This window comes from Actinomadura darangshiensis (assembly GCF_004349235.1).
Classification (GTDB): domain Bacteria; phylum Actinomycetota; class Actinomycetes; order Streptosporangiales; family Streptosporangiaceae; genus Spirillospora; species Spirillospora darangshiensis.
Map to the genome: position 1 here is coordinate 1 of NZ_SMKY01000173.1, position 19134 is coordinate 19134.

At 70.7% G+C, this 19134-nt stretch carries 19 protein-coding genes and 1 tRNA gene; 11 read left to right on the forward strand and 9 right to left on the reverse strand.

The window, feature by feature from the left end; genetic code table 11:
* Positions 1–111: 111 nt before the first annotated feature.
* Positions 112–194 (reverse strand) — tRNA-Leu (locus E1293_RS29955).
* 129 nt (positions 195–323) lie between these two features.
* Between E1293_RS29955 and E1293_RS29960 the strand changes: the two genes are divergently transcribed.
* The 7 genes from E1293_RS29960 to pknB are packed head-to-tail and all read left to right on the forward strand — an operon-like array spanning position 324 to position 9564.
* Entirely contained in the window at positions 324–1079 is a 756-nt protein-coding gene (locus E1293_RS29960) for an FhaA domain-containing protein (RefSeq protein ID WP_132200843.1), read from the forward strand.
* Positions 1080–1090: 11 nt separating this feature from the next.
* Positions 1091–1585 (forward strand): FHA domain-containing protein FhaB/FipA, encoded by a 495-nt coding sequence (locus E1293_RS29965; protein WP_132200844.1) that lies wholly within the window; start codon positions 1091–1093, stop codon positions 1583–1585.
* The gene (locus tag E1293_RS29970; RefSeq protein WP_132200845.1) at positions 1582–3162 is read left to right on the forward strand and encodes a Stp1/IreP family PP2C-type Ser/Thr phosphatase; all 1581 of its coding nucleotides are present in this window, start codon (positions 1582–1584) and stop codon (positions 3160–3162) included. Before E1293_RS29965 ends, E1293_RS29970 begins: the two co-directional genes overlap by 4 nt.
* Positions 3162–4748: an FtsW/RodA/SpoVE family cell cycle protein gene (locus tag E1293_RS29975; RefSeq protein WP_243716760.1), complete on the forward strand. Its 1587-nt coding sequence runs from the start codon at positions 3162–3164 to the stop codon at positions 4746–4748. Before E1293_RS29970 ends, E1293_RS29975 begins: the two co-directional genes overlap by 1 nt.
* 10 nt (positions 4749–4758) lie before the next feature.
* Positions 4759–6243, forward strand: a complete 1485-nt coding sequence (locus E1293_RS29980) for a peptidoglycan D,D-transpeptidase FtsI family protein (protein WP_132200847.1) — start codon at positions 4759–4761, stop codon at positions 6241–6243.
* Positions 6240–7724, forward strand: coding sequence for a serine/threonine-protein kinase (locus E1293_RS29985; protein WP_132200848.1), 1485 nt, complete (start codon positions 6240–6242; stop codon positions 7722–7724). The genes E1293_RS29980 and E1293_RS29985 overlap by 4 nt, the downstream gene beginning before the upstream one ends.
* A 22-nt stretch (positions 7725–7746) precedes the next feature.
* A complete protein-coding gene (gene pknB / locus E1293_RS29990) occupies positions 7747–9564 on the forward strand; it encodes a Stk1 family PASTA domain-containing Ser/Thr kinase (RefSeq protein ID WP_132200849.1) in 1818 nt (605 codons plus the stop codon).
* Positions 9565–9867: 303 nt separating this feature from the next.
* Here the strand turns inward: pknB and E1293_RS29995 are convergent, their stop codons facing one another.
* Genes E1293_RS29995 through E1293_RS30010 form a run of 4 tightly spaced genes read right to left on the reverse strand, consistent with a single transcriptional unit; the run spans position 9868 to position 12133 of the window.
* A complete protein-coding gene (locus tag E1293_RS29995) occupies positions 9868–10509 on the reverse strand; it encodes an anthranilate synthase component II (RefSeq protein ID WP_132200850.1) in 642 nt (213 codons plus the stop codon).
* Entirely contained in the window at positions 10509–10697 is a 189-nt protein-coding gene (locus E1293_RS30000) for a hypothetical protein (RefSeq protein WP_132200851.1), read from the reverse strand. The genes E1293_RS29995 and E1293_RS30000 overlap by 1 nt, the downstream gene beginning before the upstream one ends.
* A gap of 8 nt (positions 10698–10705) precedes the next feature.
* Positions 10706–11350: a class E sortase gene (locus tag E1293_RS30005; protein WP_243716762.1), complete on the reverse strand. Its 645-nt coding sequence runs from the start codon at positions 11348–11350 to the stop codon at positions 10706–10708.
* A 27-nt stretch (positions 11351–11377) separates the two neighbouring features.
* On the reverse strand, positions 11378–12133 hold the full coding sequence (locus E1293_RS30010; protein WP_132200852.1) for a DUF881 domain-containing protein: 756 nt from the start codon (positions 12131–12133) through the stop codon (positions 11378–11380).
* A 110-nt stretch (positions 12134–12243) separates the two neighbouring features.
* Between E1293_RS30010 and E1293_RS30015 the strand changes: the two genes are divergently transcribed.
* Positions 12244–12501 (forward strand): cell division protein CrgA, encoded by a 258-nt coding sequence (locus E1293_RS30015; protein WP_132200853.1) that lies wholly within the window; start codon positions 12244–12246, stop codon positions 12499–12501.
* Positions 12502–12700: 199 nt separating this feature from the next.
* On the opposite strand, the gene E1293_RS30020 is transcribed toward E1293_RS30015, so the two are convergent.
* Positions 12701–13597, reverse strand: coding sequence for a rhomboid family intramembrane serine protease (locus tag E1293_RS30020; RefSeq protein ID WP_132200854.1), 897 nt, complete (start codon positions 13595–13597; stop codon positions 12701–12703).
* Positions 13598–13671: 74 nt separating this feature from the next.
* Complete coding sequence (locus tag E1293_RS30025) at positions 13672–14199, reverse strand: peptidylprolyl isomerase (protein WP_132200855.1); 528 nt, start codon at positions 14197–14199, stop codon at positions 13672–13674.
* 160 nt (positions 14200–14359) lie between these two features.
* Here E1293_RS30025 and E1293_RS30030 point away from each other — a divergent pair, with 160 nt between their 5' ends.
* From E1293_RS30030 to E1293_RS30040, 3 genes are all read left to right on the forward strand, one after another.
* The gene (locus E1293_RS30030; RefSeq protein ID WP_132200856.1) at positions 14360–14842 is read left to right on the forward strand and encodes a hypothetical protein; all 483 of its coding nucleotides are present in this window, start codon (positions 14360–14362) and stop codon (positions 14840–14842) included.
* A 93-nt stretch (positions 14843–14935) separates the two neighbouring features.
* Positions 14936–15748, forward strand: a complete 813-nt coding sequence (locus tag E1293_RS30035; RefSeq protein WP_132200857.1) for an acyltransferase — start codon at positions 14936–14938, stop codon at positions 15746–15748.
* Positions 15749–15947: 199 nt separating this feature from the next.
* Positions 15948–16838: an alpha/beta fold hydrolase gene (locus E1293_RS30040; protein ID WP_207939172.1), complete on the forward strand. Its 891-nt coding sequence runs from the start codon at positions 15948–15950 to the stop codon at positions 16836–16838.
* 69 nt (positions 16839–16907) lie between these two features.
* On the opposite strand, the gene E1293_RS30045 is transcribed toward E1293_RS30040, so the two are convergent.
* Together E1293_RS30045 and E1293_RS30050 are read right to left on the reverse strand one after the other, a co-directional pair.
* Entirely contained in the window at positions 16908–18395 is a 1488-nt protein-coding gene (locus E1293_RS30045) for a DEAD/DEAH box helicase (RefSeq protein WP_132200858.1), read from the reverse strand.
* Positions 18396–18563: 168 nt separating this feature from the next.
* A partial coding sequence (locus E1293_RS30050; protein WP_243716764.1) for a rhodanese-like domain-containing protein occupies positions 18564–19134 on the reverse strand: 571 nt, incomplete at its 5' end.

A 19134-nucleotide genomic window follows, 5' to 3' on the forward strand; every position in this document is an offset into this window, starting at 1 on the left:
GATGTGGGGGCGGAGCCCCCACATCGGGGGTCCGGGGGTCGCCCCCCGGGCAAACATGACGAAGGAGTGACGGTCGACGCTCTCCGTCGACACATCACTCCCAACTCCGAGTGGGCGAGGAGGGATTTGAACCCTCACATCCTTTCGGACACACGGACCTGAACCGTGCGCGTCTGCCGTTCCGCCACCCGCCCAAGGGTGCCGTCCCGTTTCCGGGCGCCTGGAAAAGGCTAGCACGGGGTCGGCGGTGGTTAGGTATCCAGATACGCCAGGCGAACCTTCGCACCGATACGATCGTCTACCAGTGGGGAAGGGAGGTGCCCGTGGGCGTCATTCAGCGCTTCGAGCGACGGCTCGAGGGCATGGTCGAAGGAGCCTTCGCCCGTGCCTTCAAGTCGGAGCTGCAGCCGGTCGAGGTGGCCAGTGCTGTGCAGCGCGAGATGGACGATCGGGCGGCGATCGTGGCACAGGGCCGCACGCTCGTTCCGAACGACTTCGTCGTCGAGATCTCTCAGCAGGACGGGCAGCGGCTGCAGGTGTACGCCGACAGCCTGAGCCAGGAGCTGGCGAATCTGGCGCGGGAGTACGCGAAGGAGCAGGGGTACTCCTTCGTCGGGCCGGTGCGGGTGCGGTTCGAGAACGCGGGGGATCTCGCCACGGGCATGTTCCGCATCCGGTCCGGGGTGATCAGGGGCTCGACGGTGGAGGGCGGGGAGATCCGCCGCCCGGCGACCGACGTGCCCCAGGGCGGCCGCGGCAGCGTCTTCGGGGGGCATCCGCGGCTGCTGGTGACGACGGCCCTGGAGGGGGCGGAGGCGACGCAGCGCACCTATGAGATCAACACTCCTGTGACCCTGCTGGGTCGTGGCACCGACTGCGACCTGCGACTCGTCGATCCGGGCGTGTCCCGGCACCATGCCGAGATCCGCGTAGAAGGTCCCGAAATCGCTCTCGTGGATCTAGGGTCGACCAACGGCTCGTTCGTGAACGGGCAGCCGATCCGGCGGGTCACGCTGGTGGACGGCTCCCGGGTCACGATGGGCCGGACCACCCTTGTGTTCCGCCGCGATAGGGAGTAACCCCGACTCCGATGTCCCCATTCACCCTCACGCTGATCAAGCTGGCGTTCCTCGCGGTGCTGTGGCTGTTCGTCATCGCGGCCGTCGGCGTGATCAGGGCCGACCTGTTCGGCTCGAAGGCCGCCACGAAGGCGGCCACGCGCGCCTCCCAGCCCCGCCCCCAGAAGGCGAGGCAGCCGAAGCCGCCGCGTCCGGCGCGCAGCGCCCAACATGGCGCCCCGACGAAGCTGGTGGTCGTCCAGGGCGAGCGGGCCGGTACCGTCATCGACCTCACGGGGGTGCCCATCACCATCGGTCGGGCGAATGACGCCACGCTGGTCGTGACCGACGACTACGCTTCGAGCCGGCATGCCCGACTTTTCGCGCAGGACGGTCAGTGGATCGTGGAAGATCTCGGCTCGACCAATGGGACTTATCTCGGACGCACGAAGGTGAGCCGGCCGATGCCGGTCCCGCCGGGCGTACCGGTCCGTATCGGCAAGACCGTGATCGAGCTGCGCAAATGACTCTGGGAATCCGCTACGCCGCCCGCTCCGACGTGGGCATGCTGCGCGAGGGCAACGAGGACTCGGCGTACGCGGGCGCGCATCTGCTCGCGGTGGCCGACGGGATGGGCGGGCACGTCGGCGGCGAGATCGCGAGCGCCGCCGCGATCGACGCGCTGCGCGCCCTGGACAAGGACCTCCCGGCGACGGAGCTGCTGGCCGCGCTGGAGCACACCGTCAAGACGGCGAACGACAACCTGCACCGCATCGTGGAGTCGGACCCGGCCCTGCAGGGCATGGGGACGACGCTGACGGCGATGCTGTGGGCGGGTAACCAGGTCGCGCTGGTGCACATCGGCGACTCCCGCGCCTATCTGCTGCGGGACGGCAGCCTGTTCCAGATCACGCACGACCACACGCTGGTGCAGTCGCTGGTGGACGAGGGCCGGATCAGCCCGGACGAGGCGGCGTCGCATCCGCAGCGCTCGCTGCTGCTGCGGGCGCTGGACGGCCGCGGTGAGGTCGACCCCGACCTGTCGCTGCGCGAGGCGAAGGTCGGCGACCGGTACCTGCTGTGCTCGGACGGCCTGTCGGGCGTCGTCACCGCGGAGACGATCTTCCAGGTGCTGACGGAGGTGGACGACCCGGAGCAGGCCGTCCGGCAGCTGATCGACCTGGCGAACCGGGGCGGCGGCCCCGACAACATCACCTGCGTCGTCGCCGACGTGGTGGACCTGGAGCGGCAGCCGCCGACGGGCGGTCCCGGGCACGCGGTGGGCGCGGCGGCGAACGCGGCGCCGCCGGAGCCGGCGGGCGGCGGGCCGGGCGCGAACACGACGGTGGCCGACACTCCCGCCGGGCGGGCGGCGCAGCTGCGCGACACGCGCCCGCAGCCGCCGGTCGCGGTGGACGAGATGCCGCCGCCGCAGGCGGCGATGCCGCTGAGCGAGCCGATGGGCGACCCGATGGGCGCGCCGCCGGCGCCGCTGCAGCAGGCCCCGGCGAAGCGGGGCGGCGCCCGCCGCTGGACGTGGCTGGTCGTCGTCGCGGGCGTGGTCGTCGTCGGTGTCGTCGCGGGCGGGTTCGTGCTGCTGCAGAACGTCCGGAGCGGCTACTACATCGGCTCGGAGAACGGCAAGGTCGTCCTGTTCCGCGGGACGACGCAGCAGGTGCCGGGTCTCGACCTGTCCCGCAAGGCGCCGAACAAGGACCAGCCGCGGCAGCCGATCCTGGTGGCGGACCTCCCGCAGGACCTGCAGCAGCAGGTGAAGGACACCTACACGGTGGACGGCCCGGCGGCGGTGAAGCAGCTTGAGAACGCCGTCTGCAGGTACTCGCTCGTCCAGCAGGACGGCAAGGTCGTCATCGTGAAGGGCCGCGGCCAGCAGAACTGCAAGCAGGCTTCGGTCAAGACCAGCGACATCCACGTCTCCGAGCTGCCCGCGTCGGACGCGGAGGCGATCCTCAAGGGCAACATGGCCTTCGTCGGGCAGGGCGCCGCCGAGGCCAAGCTCAACGAGCTCAGCACGCACCGCAGCGAATGCAAGCAGAACCGCCCGTCCATCAAGGACTGCCCCTCCGGCGGAGGGGGCTCCTAGTGCACTCGATCGGGGAGCAGATCAAGGCGCGGCTGCCGTACCAGCGGCGCAACGCGGCCTCGCTGGCGCTGCTCATCTTCGCGATGATCCTGACGCTGTCGGCGTTCGCGGAGGTCGGACTGGCCCGGGACGGGAACATTCCCGCCGGGCTTTTCGTGTACGGCGGCGGCCTGGCCGTGATGGCGTTCGTCGCCTACTTCGTCCAGATGAAGTTCACGCCGTACGCCGACCCGCTGCTGCTGCCGCTGGCGGTGGCGCTGAACGGCGTCGGGCTCGCGATGATCTACCGGCTGGACCTGGACACCAGCGCCGACCGCAAGGCCGCCGCGGCCGCGGGCAAGAAGCTGCTGGCGGACGCCGCGGACGCGCCCAGCCAGCTGATGTGGACGTTCGTCGGCATCGGCCTGTTCGTCGGCGCCGTGCTGATCATGCGGGACACCGACAAGCCGGACGCGCCGGTCTCGTTCACCCCGAAGACGGCACAGCGCTACACGTACCTGATCGGGCTGACCGCGGTCATCCTGCTGCTGCTCCCGATCGTCCCCGGCATCGGCCAGCAGATCAACGGCGCCCGGGTGTGGATCTCCGTCGGCCCGTTCTCGGTGCAGCCGGGCGAGTTCGCGAAGCTGCTGCTGGTCGTGTTCTTCGCCGGCTACCTGGTGAACAAGCGGCAGGCGATGTCGCTGATCGGCAAGAAGGTCGGCCCGATCAGCCTGCCGCGGGCCCGCGACCTCGGCCCGATCATGGTCATCTGGTTCTTCTGCCTGGGCGTGCTGTTCATGCAGAAGGACCTCGGTACCGCGCTGCTGTTCTTCGGCCTGTTCATCTCGATGCTGTACATCGCGACCCAGCGCCTCTCCTGGGTCGTGATCGGGATGGGCCTGCTGGCGGTGGGCGTGTTCGTCGCGACGCTGCTGCCGTTCATGGGCCACGTGAACCAGCGCATCGACATCTGGCAGAACCCGAAGCCGTACTTCGACGGCGGCTGCCTGCTGGACAGCGGCAAGGTCGTCCCGGTCAACCCGAACACCGAGATCTACAAGAAGTACCTGGCGCAGAAGAGCCCCTCGCCGGGCTTCTCGGCCTGCGCCGAGCTGGGCGGCGAGTACTCCGACAGCGCGCAGCTGATGAAGGGGCTGTTCGCGCTCGGCCAGGGCGGCGTCCTCGGCACCGGGCTCGGGCAGGGCGAACCGTGGCGGACGCCGCTGTCGTTCAGCGACTTCATCTTCGACTCGCTGGGCGAGGAGCTCGGCCTGACCGGGCTGATGGTGCTGCTCCTGATATACGCGTTGATCGTGCAACGCGGGATGAAGACGGCCGTGGCGGCGCGGGACCCGTTCCTGAAGCTGTTCGCGGGCGGTGTGTCGTTCGTGCTGGCGCTGCAGGTGTTCGTGATCGTCGGCGGCGTCACCCGGCTCATCCCGCTCACCGGCCTGACGACGCCGTTCCTGTCCCAGGGCGGTTCGTCGCTGATGGCCAACTGGATCCTGATCGCGATTCTGGTGCGGATGAGCCATGACGCGCGCAAGCCGGCCCCGCAGGCGATCCAGGACGAGGGCATGACCCAGATCGTGAGCACGAGGTGAGTTCCTCCCCATGAACATGGACAAGCCGGTCCGGCGGGTGGCGATCTTCGCGCTGCTGCTGTTCTTCGGGCTGATGGCGCAGATCAACTACGTCCAGGGCAGCCAGGCGGAGGACCTGCGGACCGACGCGAACAACAGCCGCCAGTACCAGGACCTGTTCAACTCGCCGCGCGGGCAGATCTCCGCGGGCGGCGAGGTACTGGTCACCTCGAAGGAGACGGGCAAGGACAACCCGAAGTACGGCCGGTCGTACAAGGACGGGCCGGTCTTCGCGCCGATCACGGGCTACTTCAACGGGAACGCGACGCAGGTCGAGCGGGCCTACAACTCGCTGCTCGGCGGCAAGGACAAGCGGATCACGCAGCAGCGCTGGTTCGACACGTTCATCGGCAAGAAGGCCGAGGGCGCGAACGTCGAGCTGACGATCGACCCGCAGGCGCAGCGCACCGCGTACGAGAAGCTGAAGGCGCGGACGGCGCAGGGCCGCCGCGGCGGCGCGGTGGTGATCGACGTGAAGACGGGCGCGGTGAAGGTGGCGGCGTCGTGGCCGTCGTTCGACCCGAACGAGGTGGCCCCGCAGACCGGTGAGAAGGGCGGGAAGCGGCTGGAGCAGCTGGACCAGGGCGACGGCGTCATCAAGCCGCTGGTCGACAACGCGTTCAGCCAGACGTTCCCGCCCGGTTCGTCGTTCAAGACGGTGGTGTCGGCGATCGGGATGCAGAAGCTCGGCCTCAGCATCTCCTCGACGGTGAACACCGGGCAGCTGATCCTGCCGGAGTCGGGCCGGCCGTTGCCGAACTCGCACGACAGCGGCAGCTGCGCCGGGTCGGCCCCGCTGAAGGGGGCGTTCGCCGAGTCCTGCAACACCTCGTTCGCGAAGATGGCCCTGGACATGGGCATCGACCAGCTCCACGAGGGCGCCGCGAAGTTCGGCTTCGGTGAGCGCGTCGAGCTGGAGCCGGACATGTACGCGGCGCAGAGCGCCGTCCCGGTGTCGATCAAGGACGCCAAGGGCAACACGGTCCAGACCGGCAAGGACGGGACGGCCCGCTCCGGCATCGGCCAGGAGAACGTGCGGGCCACCCCGCTGCAGATGGCGATGGCCGCCTGCGCGGTCGCCAACGAAGGCAAGATCATGAACCCGTACGTGGTGCAGAAGGTCCGTGCGAAGGACCAGAGCGAGCTCTACAACGCGTCCGCGAAGGAGTTCGGGCAGGCGATGACGGGCGACCAGGCCGGCCAGCTGGAGGACATGATGCGCGCGGTGGTCTCCGAGGGCACCGCGAAGAACCTGCAGGGCATGCGGATCGCCGGCAAGACCGGTACCGCCGAGCAGGGTGCGGGCAACCCGAACGCCAACTGGTTCGTCGGTTTCAGCCCGGTGGAGGACCCGCGCTACGCGTTCGCCGTGATGACCGAGGTCGGCGGCGGCTCCGGCGCCGGCGACGCGGGCCCGATCGCGGGCGCGATCATGTCCAAGGTTCTGAAGAAGTGAGCACGGGCCTCGTCCTCGGGAACCGGTACCGGCTGCTGGAGCGGCTGGCGATCGGCGGGATGGGCGAGGTCTGGCGCGCGACGGACGAGGCGGCCGGCCGGCAGGTGGCGGTGAAGCTGCTGCGGCTGGAGCTCGGCTCGGACATGCGGGCGCGCCGCCGGTTCGAGTCGGAGGCGCGGTTCGCGGCGGAGCTGCGGCATCCGGGGATCGCGCGGGCGTTCGACTACGGCGAGCAGGACGGCCGGACGTACCTGGTGATGGAGCTGGTGCCGGGCGAGCCGCTGGACGAGATCCTGGCGCGCGACGGCGGGCTGCCGCTGGAGGCCGTCCTCGACCTGATCGTGCAGGCGGGTCGGGCGCTGACGGTCGCGCACCAGGCCGGGATCGTGCACCGCGACGTCAAGCCGGCGAACCTGATGGTCTCGCCCGACGGCACCCTGAAGATCACCGATTTCGGGATCGCGCGGCGGCTGGCGGCGGCGTCGCAGACCCAGACCGGGATGGTCATGGGGACGGCGCACTACATCTCGCCGGAGCAGGCGCAGGGCCTGGAGCTGTCCCCGGCGGCGGACGTGTACTCGCTGGGCGTGGTGGCCTACGAGTGCCTGACGGGGGCACCGCCGTTCGACGGGCCCACGCCGGTGGAGGTGGCGCTCAAGCACGTCCGGGACGCGCCCGCCGAGCTGCCGGGACGGGTGCCGGGGGCGGCCCGCGAGCTGGTCATGGAGATGCTGGCGAAGGAGCCGGCGGGCCGCCCGGCCGACACCGAGCGGGTGGCGGCGAGGGCGCTGGCGATCCGCGCGTCGCTCACCACGGGCCGCACGCGCGGCGGCCACGCGACCGGCGGCGACCAGATTGTTACACGATCGACAACTTTGTCGGGATTTGACGGCAACCGGGTGGCGGATAACCTCACCCACGGGACGAACGCCTCTCGTCCGCGGAAGGGGAGCGTGCCACCGCGCTTCCCGCGGACGACACAGGAGAGGCGTTCGGTGACCGGGCGTTCAGGGGCCGGGCAACGGCGCACGGCATGGGCGTACGCGTCGGCCGCAGCGGTGCTGCTGGTCTGCGTGATCGTCGTCGGATCCCTGTGGAAGGGGCTCGCCTTCGCCGGATCCGGCAAGGACGAGCGGGACCCGCCCGCCACGCAGCCCACCCGTCCGGTCGGGGGTGACAGTGTCGTGGATCCGGCGGCGAGCCCGGGTCCGAGCGGCACCACACCACCCAGGCACAAGGCACGTAACACCCCAAGACCGGGTGTCCCGCCACGGCACCGGACACATAGGATCCGTCCGTCAACGCAAGGGTCGCCCAAGACGTCCCCTTCACATAAGCCATCAACGAATCCGCCCCGGGCGACTCCCACCGCCCCAAAGCCCACACCCACACCGACGGGGACCACCACGACTCCGTCAACTCCGAGCCCGGATACCCCGCCGACTGAGGACGGGGAGCTAGGTTCGGGAGACAAGGTGTAGACGTACGAGGGAAAGTGCACATATGAGTCAACCTCGGCTGCTCGGCGGCCGCTACGAGCTCGATACGGTGATCGGGCGCGGCGGCATGGCCGAGGTCTACCGTGCCCGGGATCTGCGCCTCGATCGCGTGGTCGCGATCAAGACGCTGCGGTCCGACCTCGCCCGTGACCCCACGTTCCAGGCCCGGTTCCGGCGCGAGGCCCAGTCGGCCGCGTCGCTGAACCACCCCTCGGTCATCGCCGTGTACGACACCGGCGAGGACATGATCGGCGACACCCCGATCCCGTACATCGTGATGGAGTACGTGGACGGGAGCACGCTGCGCGACCTCCTGCGGGAGAACCGCGCGCTGCTGCCCGACAAGGCCCTGGAGATCACCGACGGGATCCTGCGCGCGCTGGACTACAGCCACCGCGGCGGGATCGTGCACCGCGACATCAAACCGGCCAACGTGATGCTCACCCGGCAGCACGAGGTCAAGGTCATGGACTTCGGCATCGCCCGGGCCATGGCCGACTCGGCCGCCACGATGACGCAGACCGCGCAGGTGATCGGCACCGCGCAGTACCTGTCGCCCGAGCAGGCGCGCGGCGAGCGGGTCGACGCCCGCAGCGACATCTACTCGACGGGCTGCGTGCTGTACGAGCTACTCACCGGCAAGCCGCCGTTCACCGGCGACTCCCCGGTCGCGATCGCCTACCAGCACGTCCGGGAGGAGCCGGTACCGCCGTCGCAGGTGGACCCGCAGATCCCGCAGTGGGCGGACGCGATCGTGCTGAAGGCGATGGCGAAGGACGCCGACCACCGCTACCAGAACGCGACGGAGTTCCGGCAGGAGATCCAGCGCGTCCTCCAGGGGCAGCCCGTGGCGTCCACGGCGGCGTCCACGATGCTGATGGGCGGCGCGCAGCCGCAGGGCACCCAGGTGATGGGCGCGTACGGCGGCCCGGCGCGCACCCAGGTGCGGCGCCCCGAGGACGACGGGTACGGCCTGCCGCCCGTCCGCTACGACGACGAGGACGACGGCCGCGGCGGCGCCGGCAAGAAGGCCGCGCTGTGGATCGGGCTCGCCGTGCTGTTCATCGGCGGCGCGGCCCTGATCGGCTGGATGATGAGCGGCGGGGACGGCGGCACCAAGGAGGTCGCCATCCCGAAGAGCATCGTCAACGTGTCGCAGAGCGACGCGACGGCGCAGCTCACCAAGCTCGGGTTCACGGTGGGCAGCCCGCGGACCGACTACAGCGACGACATCCGCAAGGGCAACGTCATCAGCTCGACCCCGGAGCCCGGCACGAACGCGGCCAAGGGCGCCACGGTGACGCTGCTGGTCTCCAAGGGCAAGAAGCCGCCCACGGAGGTCGAGATCCCGGACGTGGCGAACCAGCCGTACGCGACCGCCAAGAAGACCCTTGAGGATCGCGGGTTCGACGTCGAGAAGAAGGTCGAGCCGAGCGACTCCGTGCCGCGGCTCAGCGTCATCGGCACCGACCCGGCGGGCGGCTCGAAGGCGCCGAAGGGCTCCAAGGTCACGGTGACGGTCTCCAACGGCCCGACGAACCTGAAGGTGCCGGACCTGTTCAACAACAGCCAGCGGGCCGCGTGCGGGAAGCTGGAGCGGCTGGGCCTGAAGTGCCACGTGGAGAAGGGCGTCCCGACCCCGGACAAGCAGGTCGCGCCCGGCTTCGTGTTCAACCAGCAGCCCCTGCCGGATGCGACGGTCGCCCCCGGCGACACGGTGACGATCTTCGTGGCGCAGAAGGAGCAGAGCCCACCACCGCCCACGGGCGGCGACACGCCCACACCCGGCTTCCCAGGCTTCCCGAACGGCGGCGACGGCTGAGCGGTGCTTATTGCTTCTCTCTCCTCCTTCGGGCCTAGCGGCCCTCCATCGTCGAGAAACGCGGTGCGATCGCTGCATCGCATCCGACTCGCCTAGCGGCTCGCTGCGCGATCAGGGTCTCGCTTCGCTTGCCCCTGCCTTCGGACGCGATCGCGACGATGGGGGTTGTCGCGTGGTTGCGGTGGTGGCTGAGGGGGGTGGTCACCCTGCGCAGGCATACAAAAAGGGCTTCCGCCACTCGGGGGCAATGGCGGAAGCCCTTCGTTATGGTCTTCGTCACGGGGCCGTAGGACGTTACGGATTTCAACCGAATTTTTCTGACCGCGGCTGCGATGTCTTGGCCGGTGGCCGGGCCATGCTGTGGATTCGCAGGTCAGCGCAGGTGTCCAGCCAGTTGCCGAGCAGTTGGTGGCCTTGCTCGGACAGGACCGACTCGGGGTGGAACTGGACGCCCTCGACGGGGCGGGTCCGGTGTCGCAGGCCCATGATCACGCCGTCGGGGGTGCGGGCGGTGACGTCCAGGGCGTCCGGCGGGACGGTCCCGGGCCGGACGGCGAGCGAGTGGTAGCGGGTCGCGGCGAACGGGTCCGGCAGGCCGCGGAAGACGCCCGCGCCGTCGTGGCGGATCTCGCTCGTGCGACCGTGGACGATCTCGGGTGCGCGGCCGACCGCGGCCCCGTGCACGTGGGCGATCACCTGGTGGCCGAGGCAGACGCCGAGCAGCGGGGTGCCGCGGCGTACGGCGTCCCGGACGAGGTCGAGGCACACGCCGGCGTCGGCGGGATGGCCGGGGCCGGGGCTCAGGAGGACGCCATCGACGTCGGTCGCGTCCTGGAGGGCGACGTCCGAGCGGTCCTTCACGACGCAGTCGGCGCCGAGTTCCAGCAGGTACTGGACGATGTTGTAGACGAAGCTGTCGTGGTTGTCCACGACGAGGACGCGCATCAGCCGGGAGTGGCCGAACCGGACGGCGCCGGGCGGTCCACGACCCCGTGGTCGAACTGGACCTTGGGTTCGACCCACGGGAACACCACGTACCAGAGGATCGCGGCGATCGCGGCGAACAGGCCGAGCGCGGTCGCGGTCTTGGTCTGCCAGGTACCCGGCAGGCGGTGCCAGATCCAGACGTACACGGGTCCTCCTACTTCCCGGCGGCCTGCTGGGCCGCCGCCGCGCGCGGCAGCGCCTCGGCCAGCTCGCCGAAAATGATCATGCGCTTGGCGGCGGAGTACTTGGGGTGGCAGGTGGTGAGGGTGATCATCCGCTCGGTCGGCCGCCGCTTGGCGTGGAACGGGACGGGCAGCGTCACCGCCGTCTCGGACGGCTTCACGATCCTCCGGTCGGTGACCTTGTAGACGTACTGCTCGTCCCGGGTGTCGATGAGGATCTTGTCGCCGCGGTCGAGCTCGCCGAGCCGGTTGAAGGGCGCGGAGTAGGTCGTCCGGTGCCCGGAGACCACGAAGTTGCCGATCTGGCCGGGCAGCGCGGTGCCCGGGTAGTGGCCGGGCCCCTTGCGCAGGTCGGACCGGCTGACGCCCTCGATCACGACGAAGTGGTAGTCCTTCCCGAACCGGGGGATGCGGATCATGGCGAGGCCCTTGCCGAGCTTCACCCGCTCGGTGGTGACCTTGGGGGCCCGCCAGTTCTTCAGCATCTCGTCGCCGAGCCGGTCCTGCGCGCCCTGCGTGTACCGCCCGGTGCCCCACAGCTCGTACGTCACGAACAGCATGACGATCAGCCCGGCGGTGATGCACAGCTCGCCCATGCCGCGGATCACCGTGCGCACCGCGCGTCCTCCTTCTCCGGCAGGGGGTCAGCCGCCGTGCGGCGGCCGTGTCGGCACCGTAGCGTGCTTCATCGCCACGCTGCCGGTGTAGGGCGGCAACGTGGCGCGTTCCACCGTCCGCGCGGCGTAGCCGAGCCCGTACGCGCGGACGTACTTGCGGTAGACCGCGATCTCGCCGGACGCGCCGAGCGCCGCGCGGAGCCGGTCCGGGTCGCCGACGGCGGTGATGCGGTACGGCGGGGAGTACACGACCCCCTGGAGGATCAGCGTGTTGCCGACGCAGCGGACGGCGCTGGTGGAGATGACCCGCTGGTCCATGATCTGCATCGCGCGGGCGCCGCCGGCCCACAGCGCGTTGACGACGGCCTGGACGTCGCTCTGGTGGACGACGAGGTCGTCCGGGCGGACGCCGCGGGGCAGCTCGCCCGGCTTCGGCTGCGGCGCGTCGTCCAGGGTGACGCGGACGGCCCGCCCGGTGTACGGGGTGAACCCGGCGCCGGCGGCGAGCCGGTCGGCGTCGGCCTGCGCCTTTTTCACGCGGGCGTCGTGACGTCCGGCCTCCCTGGAGATACCGTCGACCTGGTCGCGGAGCCGCCGGTACTCGGCGCGCTCCTCGCGGCCCCGGCGCTGCTCGGTGGTGATGAGCTCGGTGATCCGGGTGCGGCCCTGCTCGCGCAGGCTCGTGCCGCGGGCCGTGCTCGCGCTCGCCGCGAACAGGGTCCCCGCGAGGAGCGTGAGAACTGGGATGATGCTTCCCCACGCCGAACGCCGTACCCTGCTCATCGAGAATCTGCTCATCAGTCAGTGCTCACCAGCGACTACGCTAACCGACAAAACACCCATGCGCGGTCCGGCGCTCCGGCCGCCGGACGCCTCGAGGAGATCGAACCGCCGTGGCCAAGTCCAAAGTGCGCAAGAAGGCCGTTTACACGCCCCCGCAGAAGTCGAAGGCACCCGAGGTCAGCCCACGCTGGCTGGTGCCGACGATGGTCGGGCTGTGGCTGATCGGCCTGATCTGGATCGCCGTCTTCTACGTGACGGCCAGCACCGGCACCGACGTGCCGTACATGACCGACCTGCACAACTGGAACCTCGGGATCGGCTTCACGGCGATCATCCTGGGCGTGATCCTCTCGACCCGCTGGCGCTGACCCGCGGGTCACCGGTTTCGCGGTCGGCGGGCCCCGGGTTATCCACAGGTTGTGGACCCCTGTCCCGCCTTTCCCCGGGTTTTCCACAGCGGTTTCCACAGGCGCGGCCGGCGTGTTCGGACGGGCGCGGACGCCACCGCCGGCGGCGTCCGCGGCTCCCCGTCCGCTGCTCCCGTGCCCGCTGCTCCCGTGCCCGCTGCTACGTCGCCGGGCTCAGCTCGGCCGTCCTGACCACCACCAGCGCCGCGAGCAGCGCGAGGGTGACCAGCGGCGCCCCGATGTGGAACAGGTTCCGCCGCGCGGCCGGCGCGTAGGCGTAGGCCGCGGCCAGCGCCGCCCCCACCACGAGCCCGCCGACGTGCCCCTGCCAGGAGATCCCCGGAATCGAGAACGTGATCACCAGGTTGAGCACCAGCAGCAGCACGATGGGCCCGACCGGCCCGCCGAGCCTCCGGCCGATCACGAAGTACGCCCCGAACAGCCCGAAGATGGCCCCGGACGCCCCGACCGCCGAGGACCCCGGCTCGCCGACCAGGTACAGCAGCACCGAGCCGCCGAGCCCCGACAGCAGGTACAGGGCCAGGTAGCGCCACCGTCCGAGCACCTGCTCCAGCGCGGGGCCGACGGCCCACAGCGCCCACATGTTGAACAGGATGTGGGTGATGCCGAACGTCCCGCCGCGCTGGTGCAGGAACATCGTGGTGAACAGCCGGTACCACTCGCCCTCGGCGACCCCGCCCAGCTCACCGCCGGGCAGCACGCCCCGGCCGAGCATCATGAACTCCCAGACGACGCGCCAGGACGCCAGCTCGGCGAGGTAGGCCGCCACGCACGCGCCGATCAGCGTGTACGTCACGACCGGCTTCGCGGACGCGCCGCCGCGCGCGCCGAGGACCGTCCGGGGAACCGCCTTGCGGACGCCCCGGCCGCCCTCGGCGACGCACTCCACGCACTGGTGCCCCACCGCCGCGTCCCGCATGCACTCGGGGCAGATGAAGCGGTCGCACCGGGTGCAGCGCACATACGTCTCCCGCCCCGGATGCCGGTAGCAGGTCGGCACCGAGGTCTCGGGAGCGGGGCTGGGGTCAGTGCTCATCTTGGCTCCGTGGGCCGGATCTCACCCGTGCGGGGTCTCACGCGGGTCCTTCCGAGGGCTCACTGTAGGAACGTCTAACGGCGCTCGATCGTCACCGACTGGATGACGACGTCCTCCTTCGGACGGTTGTTCCCCGGCGAGGTCGGGACCTTGCCGATCCGGTCGACGACGTCGGTGCCCTCGATGACCTTGCCGAAGATGGTGTGCGCACCGGTCAGGTGCTGGGTGTGCGCGACACTCAGCGTGATGAAGAACTGCGAGCCGTTGGTTCCGGGCCCGGCGTTCGCCATCGCCAGCAGGTAGGGGCGGTTGAACTTCAGATCCGGGTGGAACTCGTCCTTGAACTCGTATCCCGGGCCGCCGGTGCCGGTGCCGAGCGGGTCGCCGCCCTGCAGCATGAACTGGTCGATGATCCGGTGGAAGATCGTCCCGTTGTAGAGCGGCGCGTCCGTCTTCTGGCCGGTACGCGGGTCGGTCCAGGTACGGGAGCCCTCCGCCAGCTCGACGAAGTTCGCCACCGTCTCCGGCGCCTGCTCCGGGTACAGCTGGATCACGATCTTGCCGAGCGACGTGGTGAGCGTCGCGAAGATCTCGTTGGCCACGCTGGCCGCCTCCTCATTGATGGTTCTGTGCCCTCTGGTGCGGGGTCTCGGCCATGCCCGAATTCGTCACTCTGCGTGAACATATGGTCACGCTCACGGGGTTTACCTCCCGTTCGCTGGGAAGGCTGCCTGACAGGACCTCGCAAACAGGGAGGTTAGCGTGTCCCTAATGATCAACATCCGCCGGAAGCCGCAGGACGAAGTCCGCACGCGGTTCGGCCGCGTCCAGGAGGCGGCCCGCCAGGGCGCCGACGTGTGCCGGCAAGGCGCGTCCGGTGCGGCCGGGCGGATCGCTCCGATGGCGGGCGAGCGTGTGATGGTCGTCCGCGGTTGGAGTGCACCGAGACTCCGGCAGGCGGCCCGGTTCGTCGAGACCGGGATCGCTCCGCGGGTGAGCATGTTCCTGAGCGATGCCGCGCACCGGGTGGAGCCGCCGCAACAGGCGAAGCCCGGGCGGGGCGCTCTCATGGCGATGATGGGCGTCCTCGCGGCGGTCAGCGTGGCCGGCGCCGTGGCGACACGGCGCGGCGTCATCCGCGATCTGACCAAGGGTTCCGGTGAGCACGTGGACGACGCCACTTCGGCCGACTCCATGACGGTCACCGGCGCCGATGCCGATGGTCAGGTCCACTCGCCGCACTGAGCGCACGAGCGGAAGGGGCCCGGCCGTCCTTCGGCCGGGCCCTTCTCCGTGCCCGCGCGGCGCGGCTTACTACCAACCGGTACGGTGAACGCCATGTCGCCGAAACGCTCCCTCCGGCAGGTGCTGGCGGCCCGCGCGAAGCAGCGGGCGCACCAGAGCGTGCACACGGCCGTGCACCGCGCCTGGGGATGGATCCAGCGGCACGGCGAGATCACCCCGCACACCCCGGGCCGGCGCAAATTCGCCTACCTCGGCGAGGGCGCGTGCATCGGCTTCCCCGTCGGCGCGATCTACGGCGAGCCGTGGATCTCGATCGGCGACCACACCCTCGTCGGGACGCACGTCACGATCTCCGCCGGTTTCGTCCCCGGCCTCGACCTCGGCCCGGACGTCGTCGTACGGATCGGCGGGAGCTGCTCCCTCGGCCGCGGCACGCACATCGTCGGCCACCAGTCCATCGACATCGGCGACGACGTCTTCACCGGCCCGAACGTCTACATCACCGACCAGAACCACACCTACGGCGACCTGCACACCCCGATCGGGCGCCAGTGGCCGGAGAACAACCCGGTCGAGATCGGCGACGGCTGCTGGATCGGCACCGGCGCGATCATCCTGCCCGGCACGAAGCTGGGCCGCAACGTCGCGGTCGCGGGCGGCGCCGTCGTCCGCGGCGAGTTCCCCGACCACGCGGTCATCGGCGGCGTCCCCGCGAAGGTCCTCCGCAGCCACGACAAGGAGAACGGCTGGCAGCCGCCCCTGCGCACCGGCCCCCTCATGTCGCTGGACGAGCTCGCCGCCCTGTCGGTGGACGGCCTGGAGGGCCTCCAGATCCTGCAGGACAAGCTCCGCGCCGAGTCCGCCCCGCAGGGCCAGGGCGACTCCCTCCAAGAAGAGGCCGGCTGACCCCGTAGCCGGGCGCCCCCCGGGCACCCCTCGCGGGCTATGCGGCGGGTGGTACTTGTCCCCCGTGCGAGCCACCCGCAAGTGTCCACCGCGCGGTGACGATTCGCATGTCCCCGGTTCCATAGCGTTCTTCCCATCGCCGCGGTGGCTCGGCCGCCGAAGCTCCCGAGACTCAGAACGCTCTTCGCTGGAGGACATCATGAACCGCAAGTTCAGGGCAGCCGCCGTGACCGCACTCGCCTGCGCCGTGCTCGGCACCGGACTGACCGGCTGCGACGAGGGGGACGACTTTGACCCGTTCGCGTCGACGCCGAAGCCCGCCGCGGACCAGTTCACCGGGACCAAGACGTTCGACATCGGCGGCAAGTCGGTGAACGTCTCCTGCTCCGGCAAGCAGGCGGACGGCAAGCCGGTCGTCGTCCTGCTGCACGGCGGCGGCGACTCGCTGGACAAGATGGCGGCCTTCCAGAAGACCCTGAGCGCCAAGCACCGGGTCTGCTCCTACGACCGGCTCGGCGCGGGCAAGAGCGCCAAGCCGGACGGCCCGCAGAGCTTCGAGAGCACCGGGAAGGTCCTCACCGGCGTGCTGGAGAAGGTCGCCGGCGACGCGCCGGTCGTCCTGGCCGGGCACTCCATGGGCGGGATCATCGCCGCCCGGTACGCCCCCGAGCACACCGACAAGGTGAAGGGGCTGGTCCTGATGGACGCCACCCCGTCCACCATGAGCGCCGACCTCGAGAAGACGGTCCCCGCGTCCGCCAAGGGCCCCGCCGCCCAGCTGCGCGCCCAGCTCGCGATCTTCAAGGGGCAGAACCCGGAGAAGCTGGTCATGCCCGACGGCCCGGTCAAGTCCGCGGGGGACATCCCGGTCGAGGTCATCAAGCACGGCCAGCCGTACCTGGAGGCCGCCGACCCGCAGTACGGGAAGGCGCTGGAGCAGGCGTGGACGGCGGGCCAGCGCAAGTGGCTCAAGCTGTCCAGCAGCAGCAAGCTGACCGTCGCCGGCAAGAGCGGGCACTACATCTACGTCGACCAGCCCGACGTCGCCGTCAAGGCCATCCAGCGGGCCGCCGCGAAGGCCGCGAGCTGAGCGCCGCGCCCCCCGCAGGCGAAAAGGCCCCCGACCATGAGGTCGAGGGCCTTTTCGCGTCGTCCAGGATCAGTTGTAGCGGGCCGGGCGGCGGTCGTTGCCGCCGCGCCGGTTGCCGTGGCCGCCGCTGCCCGTGCGGGGGCCGCCGCCGCCCCGGCGCTCGCCGGAGGAGTAGGAGCGGTGCTCGCCGCGCCCGCCCTCGCCGCCCTGGCGGCGGTTGCCGCCCTCGCGGTCGAAGGAGCGCGGGGCGCGGCCGCGCCGCCCGCCCTGCCGGCCCCGGCCGCCGCCCTCGCGGCGGGCCGGACGCTCGGGGATGATCGGGCCCTCGATCGGGATGCCGGACGGCGGGCGGGCGCCGGTCAGCTTGACCAGCTCCGCGTCGCCGGTGGCCACCCGGGTGCGGGGCGCGTTGATGCCGGCGCGGCGCGTCATCGAGGACGTGGCCCGCACCTGGTGCGGCAGGACGAGCGTGACGACCGTGCCGCGCTCCCCGGCGCGGGCGGTGCGGCCCGCGCGGTGCATGTAGTCCTTGTGGTCGGCCGGCGGGTCGACGTGCATGACGAGCGACACGTCGTCGACGTGGATGCCGCGCGCGGCGACGTCCGTGGCGACGAGGACGCTGATGGACCCCTCGCGGAACTCGGCGAGGGTGCGGGTGCGCAGGCCCTGGCTCTTGCCGCCGTGCAGGCCCGCCGCGCGGACGCCGGCCTGCGTGAGCTGCTTGGCGAGCCGGTCGACGCCGTGCTTGGTGCGGGCGAACAGGATCGTCCGGCCCTCACGGTTGGCGATCTCGGCGGTGACGGCGCTCTTCTCCTTGGGCGCCACCAGGAGGAGGTGGTGGTCCATCGTGTCGACGGACTCGTCCACCGGGCCGATCGCGTGCGTGACCGGGTCGTGCAGGTACCGCTTGACGAGGACGTCGACGTCCTTGTCGAGGGTCGCGGAGAACAGGAGGCGCTGGCCGTCGCGCTTGGCGCCGTCCAGGATGTCGGTGACGTCGGGCAGGAAGCCCATGTCGGCCATGTGGTCGGCCTCGTCCAGCACGGCGATCTCGATGTCGGACAGGTCGCAGGCGCCCTGCCGCATCAGGTCCTTGAGCCGGCCGGGGGTCGCGACGAGGACCTCGACGCCGCGGCGCAGCGCGTCGATCTGCTTGAACATCGACGTCTGGCCGATGACGGTCTTGAAGCGGAGGCCGAGGCCGCGGCCGAGCGGCTCCAGGTCGTTCTGGACCTGCTGGGCGAGCTCGCGGGTCGGGACGAGGATCAGCGCCAGCGGGCGCTTCGGGGCGGCCTTGCGGCCGGACAGGCGGGCGAGCAGCGGCAGGCCGAACGCCAGGGTCTTGCCGGAACCGGTCTTGCCGCGCCCGAGGACGTCGTGTCCCCCCATGACGTCGGGGATCGCGGCGGACTGGATCGGGAACGGGGACTCGATGCCCTGGCGGGCCAGGGCGCTCACCAGCGCGGCCGGGAGGCCGAGCTCGGCGAAGGTGGGAACCTGCTCCTCGTCCGCGGTCGCGGGCGTGGACGGGTTCTGTGCAGCGGCAGCTGTGGTCACGCATTACCTTCCGAGAGGGGGGCACGTCTCGGGAGGCACCGCGGTGTACGCGGGCTGCAAGGACGAGCCGGACGCCATGGGCGGCGCCGAAGAGTGATTCCTAGAGTCTAACGTCGCCGAGGGCCGTCCTTATGCCCCGTCCCGGACGGAACATGCGTCATTCCTTACTCAGCAGTCACAGAAGACTCCCCGGACGGGCCCGGTGAGCGGGTCCGGCGACCGCCGCGTGACGGCCCCGGCACCGGTCTCGACGGGGAATCCCTCGCGCGCCCAGTACTCGAACCCGCCGATCATCTCCTTGACCGGACGGCCGAGCTTCGCGAACTCCAGCGCCGCTTTCTGCGCGCCGTTGCAGCCGGGTCCCCAGCAGTACACGACGACGGTCACGCCCTGGGGGATGAGCGTATCCGCCCGTTCGGCGATCTCCGCGGTAGGCAGGTGGACGGCTCCCTCGACATGCCCCTGTGCCCAGCTCTCGGCGCTGCGGCTGTCGACGACCACGATGCCGGACACGTCCGCTGCCAGGTCCGCTGCGACATCCGACACATCGGTCTCAAAGGCCAGCCGCCCGCCGAAATGCCGACGCGCTTCATCGGCTGCGGCCGCAGGAACGGCAACGACGGCCCCCACAGCAGCGACCCCCGGAACAGCAACTGCGGAAGCGGCAGTGTGGACGGCGCCCACGAAACTGTCGGCGGCGGAGTCAGTGGCGGGCGGCTCGACGACGGCGGGGTTGGTG

Excerpts from the sequence above, each read along its gene's own strand:
- E1293_RS30035 (WP_132200857.1), top strand. The coding sequence starts at position 14,936 with ATGTCGCCGAAACGCTCCCTCCGGCAGGTGCTGGCGGCCCGCGCGAAG.
- E1293_RS30020 (WP_132200854.1), bottom strand. The coding sequence starts at position 13,597 with ATGAGCACTGACCCCAGCCCCGCTCCCGAGACCTCGGTGCCGACCTGC.
- E1293_RS29980 (WP_132200847.1), top strand. The coding sequence starts at position 4,759 with ATGAACATGGACAAGCCGGTCCGGCGGGTGGCGATCTTCGCGCTGCTG.
- E1293_RS29965 (WP_132200844.1), top strand. The coding sequence starts at position 1,091 with ATGTCCCCATTCACCCTCACGCTGATCAAGCTGGCGTTCCTCGCGGTG.
- E1293_RS30010 (WP_132200852.1), bottom strand. The coding sequence starts at position 12,133 with ATGAGCAGGGTACGGCGTTCGGCGTGGGGAAGCATCATCCCAGTTCTC.
- E1293_RS30040 (WP_207939172.1), top strand. The coding sequence starts at position 15,948 with ATGAACCGCAAGTTCAGGGCAGCCGCCGTGACCGCACTCGCCTGCGCC.
- E1293_RS29995 (WP_132200850.1), bottom strand. The coding sequence starts at position 10,509 with ATGCGCGTCCTCGTCGTGGACAACCACGACAGCTTCGTCTACAACATC.
- pknB (WP_132200849.1), top strand. The coding sequence starts at position 7,747 with ATGAGTCAACCTCGGCTGCTCGGCGGCCGCTACGAGCTCGATACGGTG.
- E1293_RS29970 (WP_132200845.1), top strand. The coding sequence starts at position 1,582 with ATGACTCTGGGAATCCGCTACGCCGCCCGCTCCGACGTGGGCATGCTG.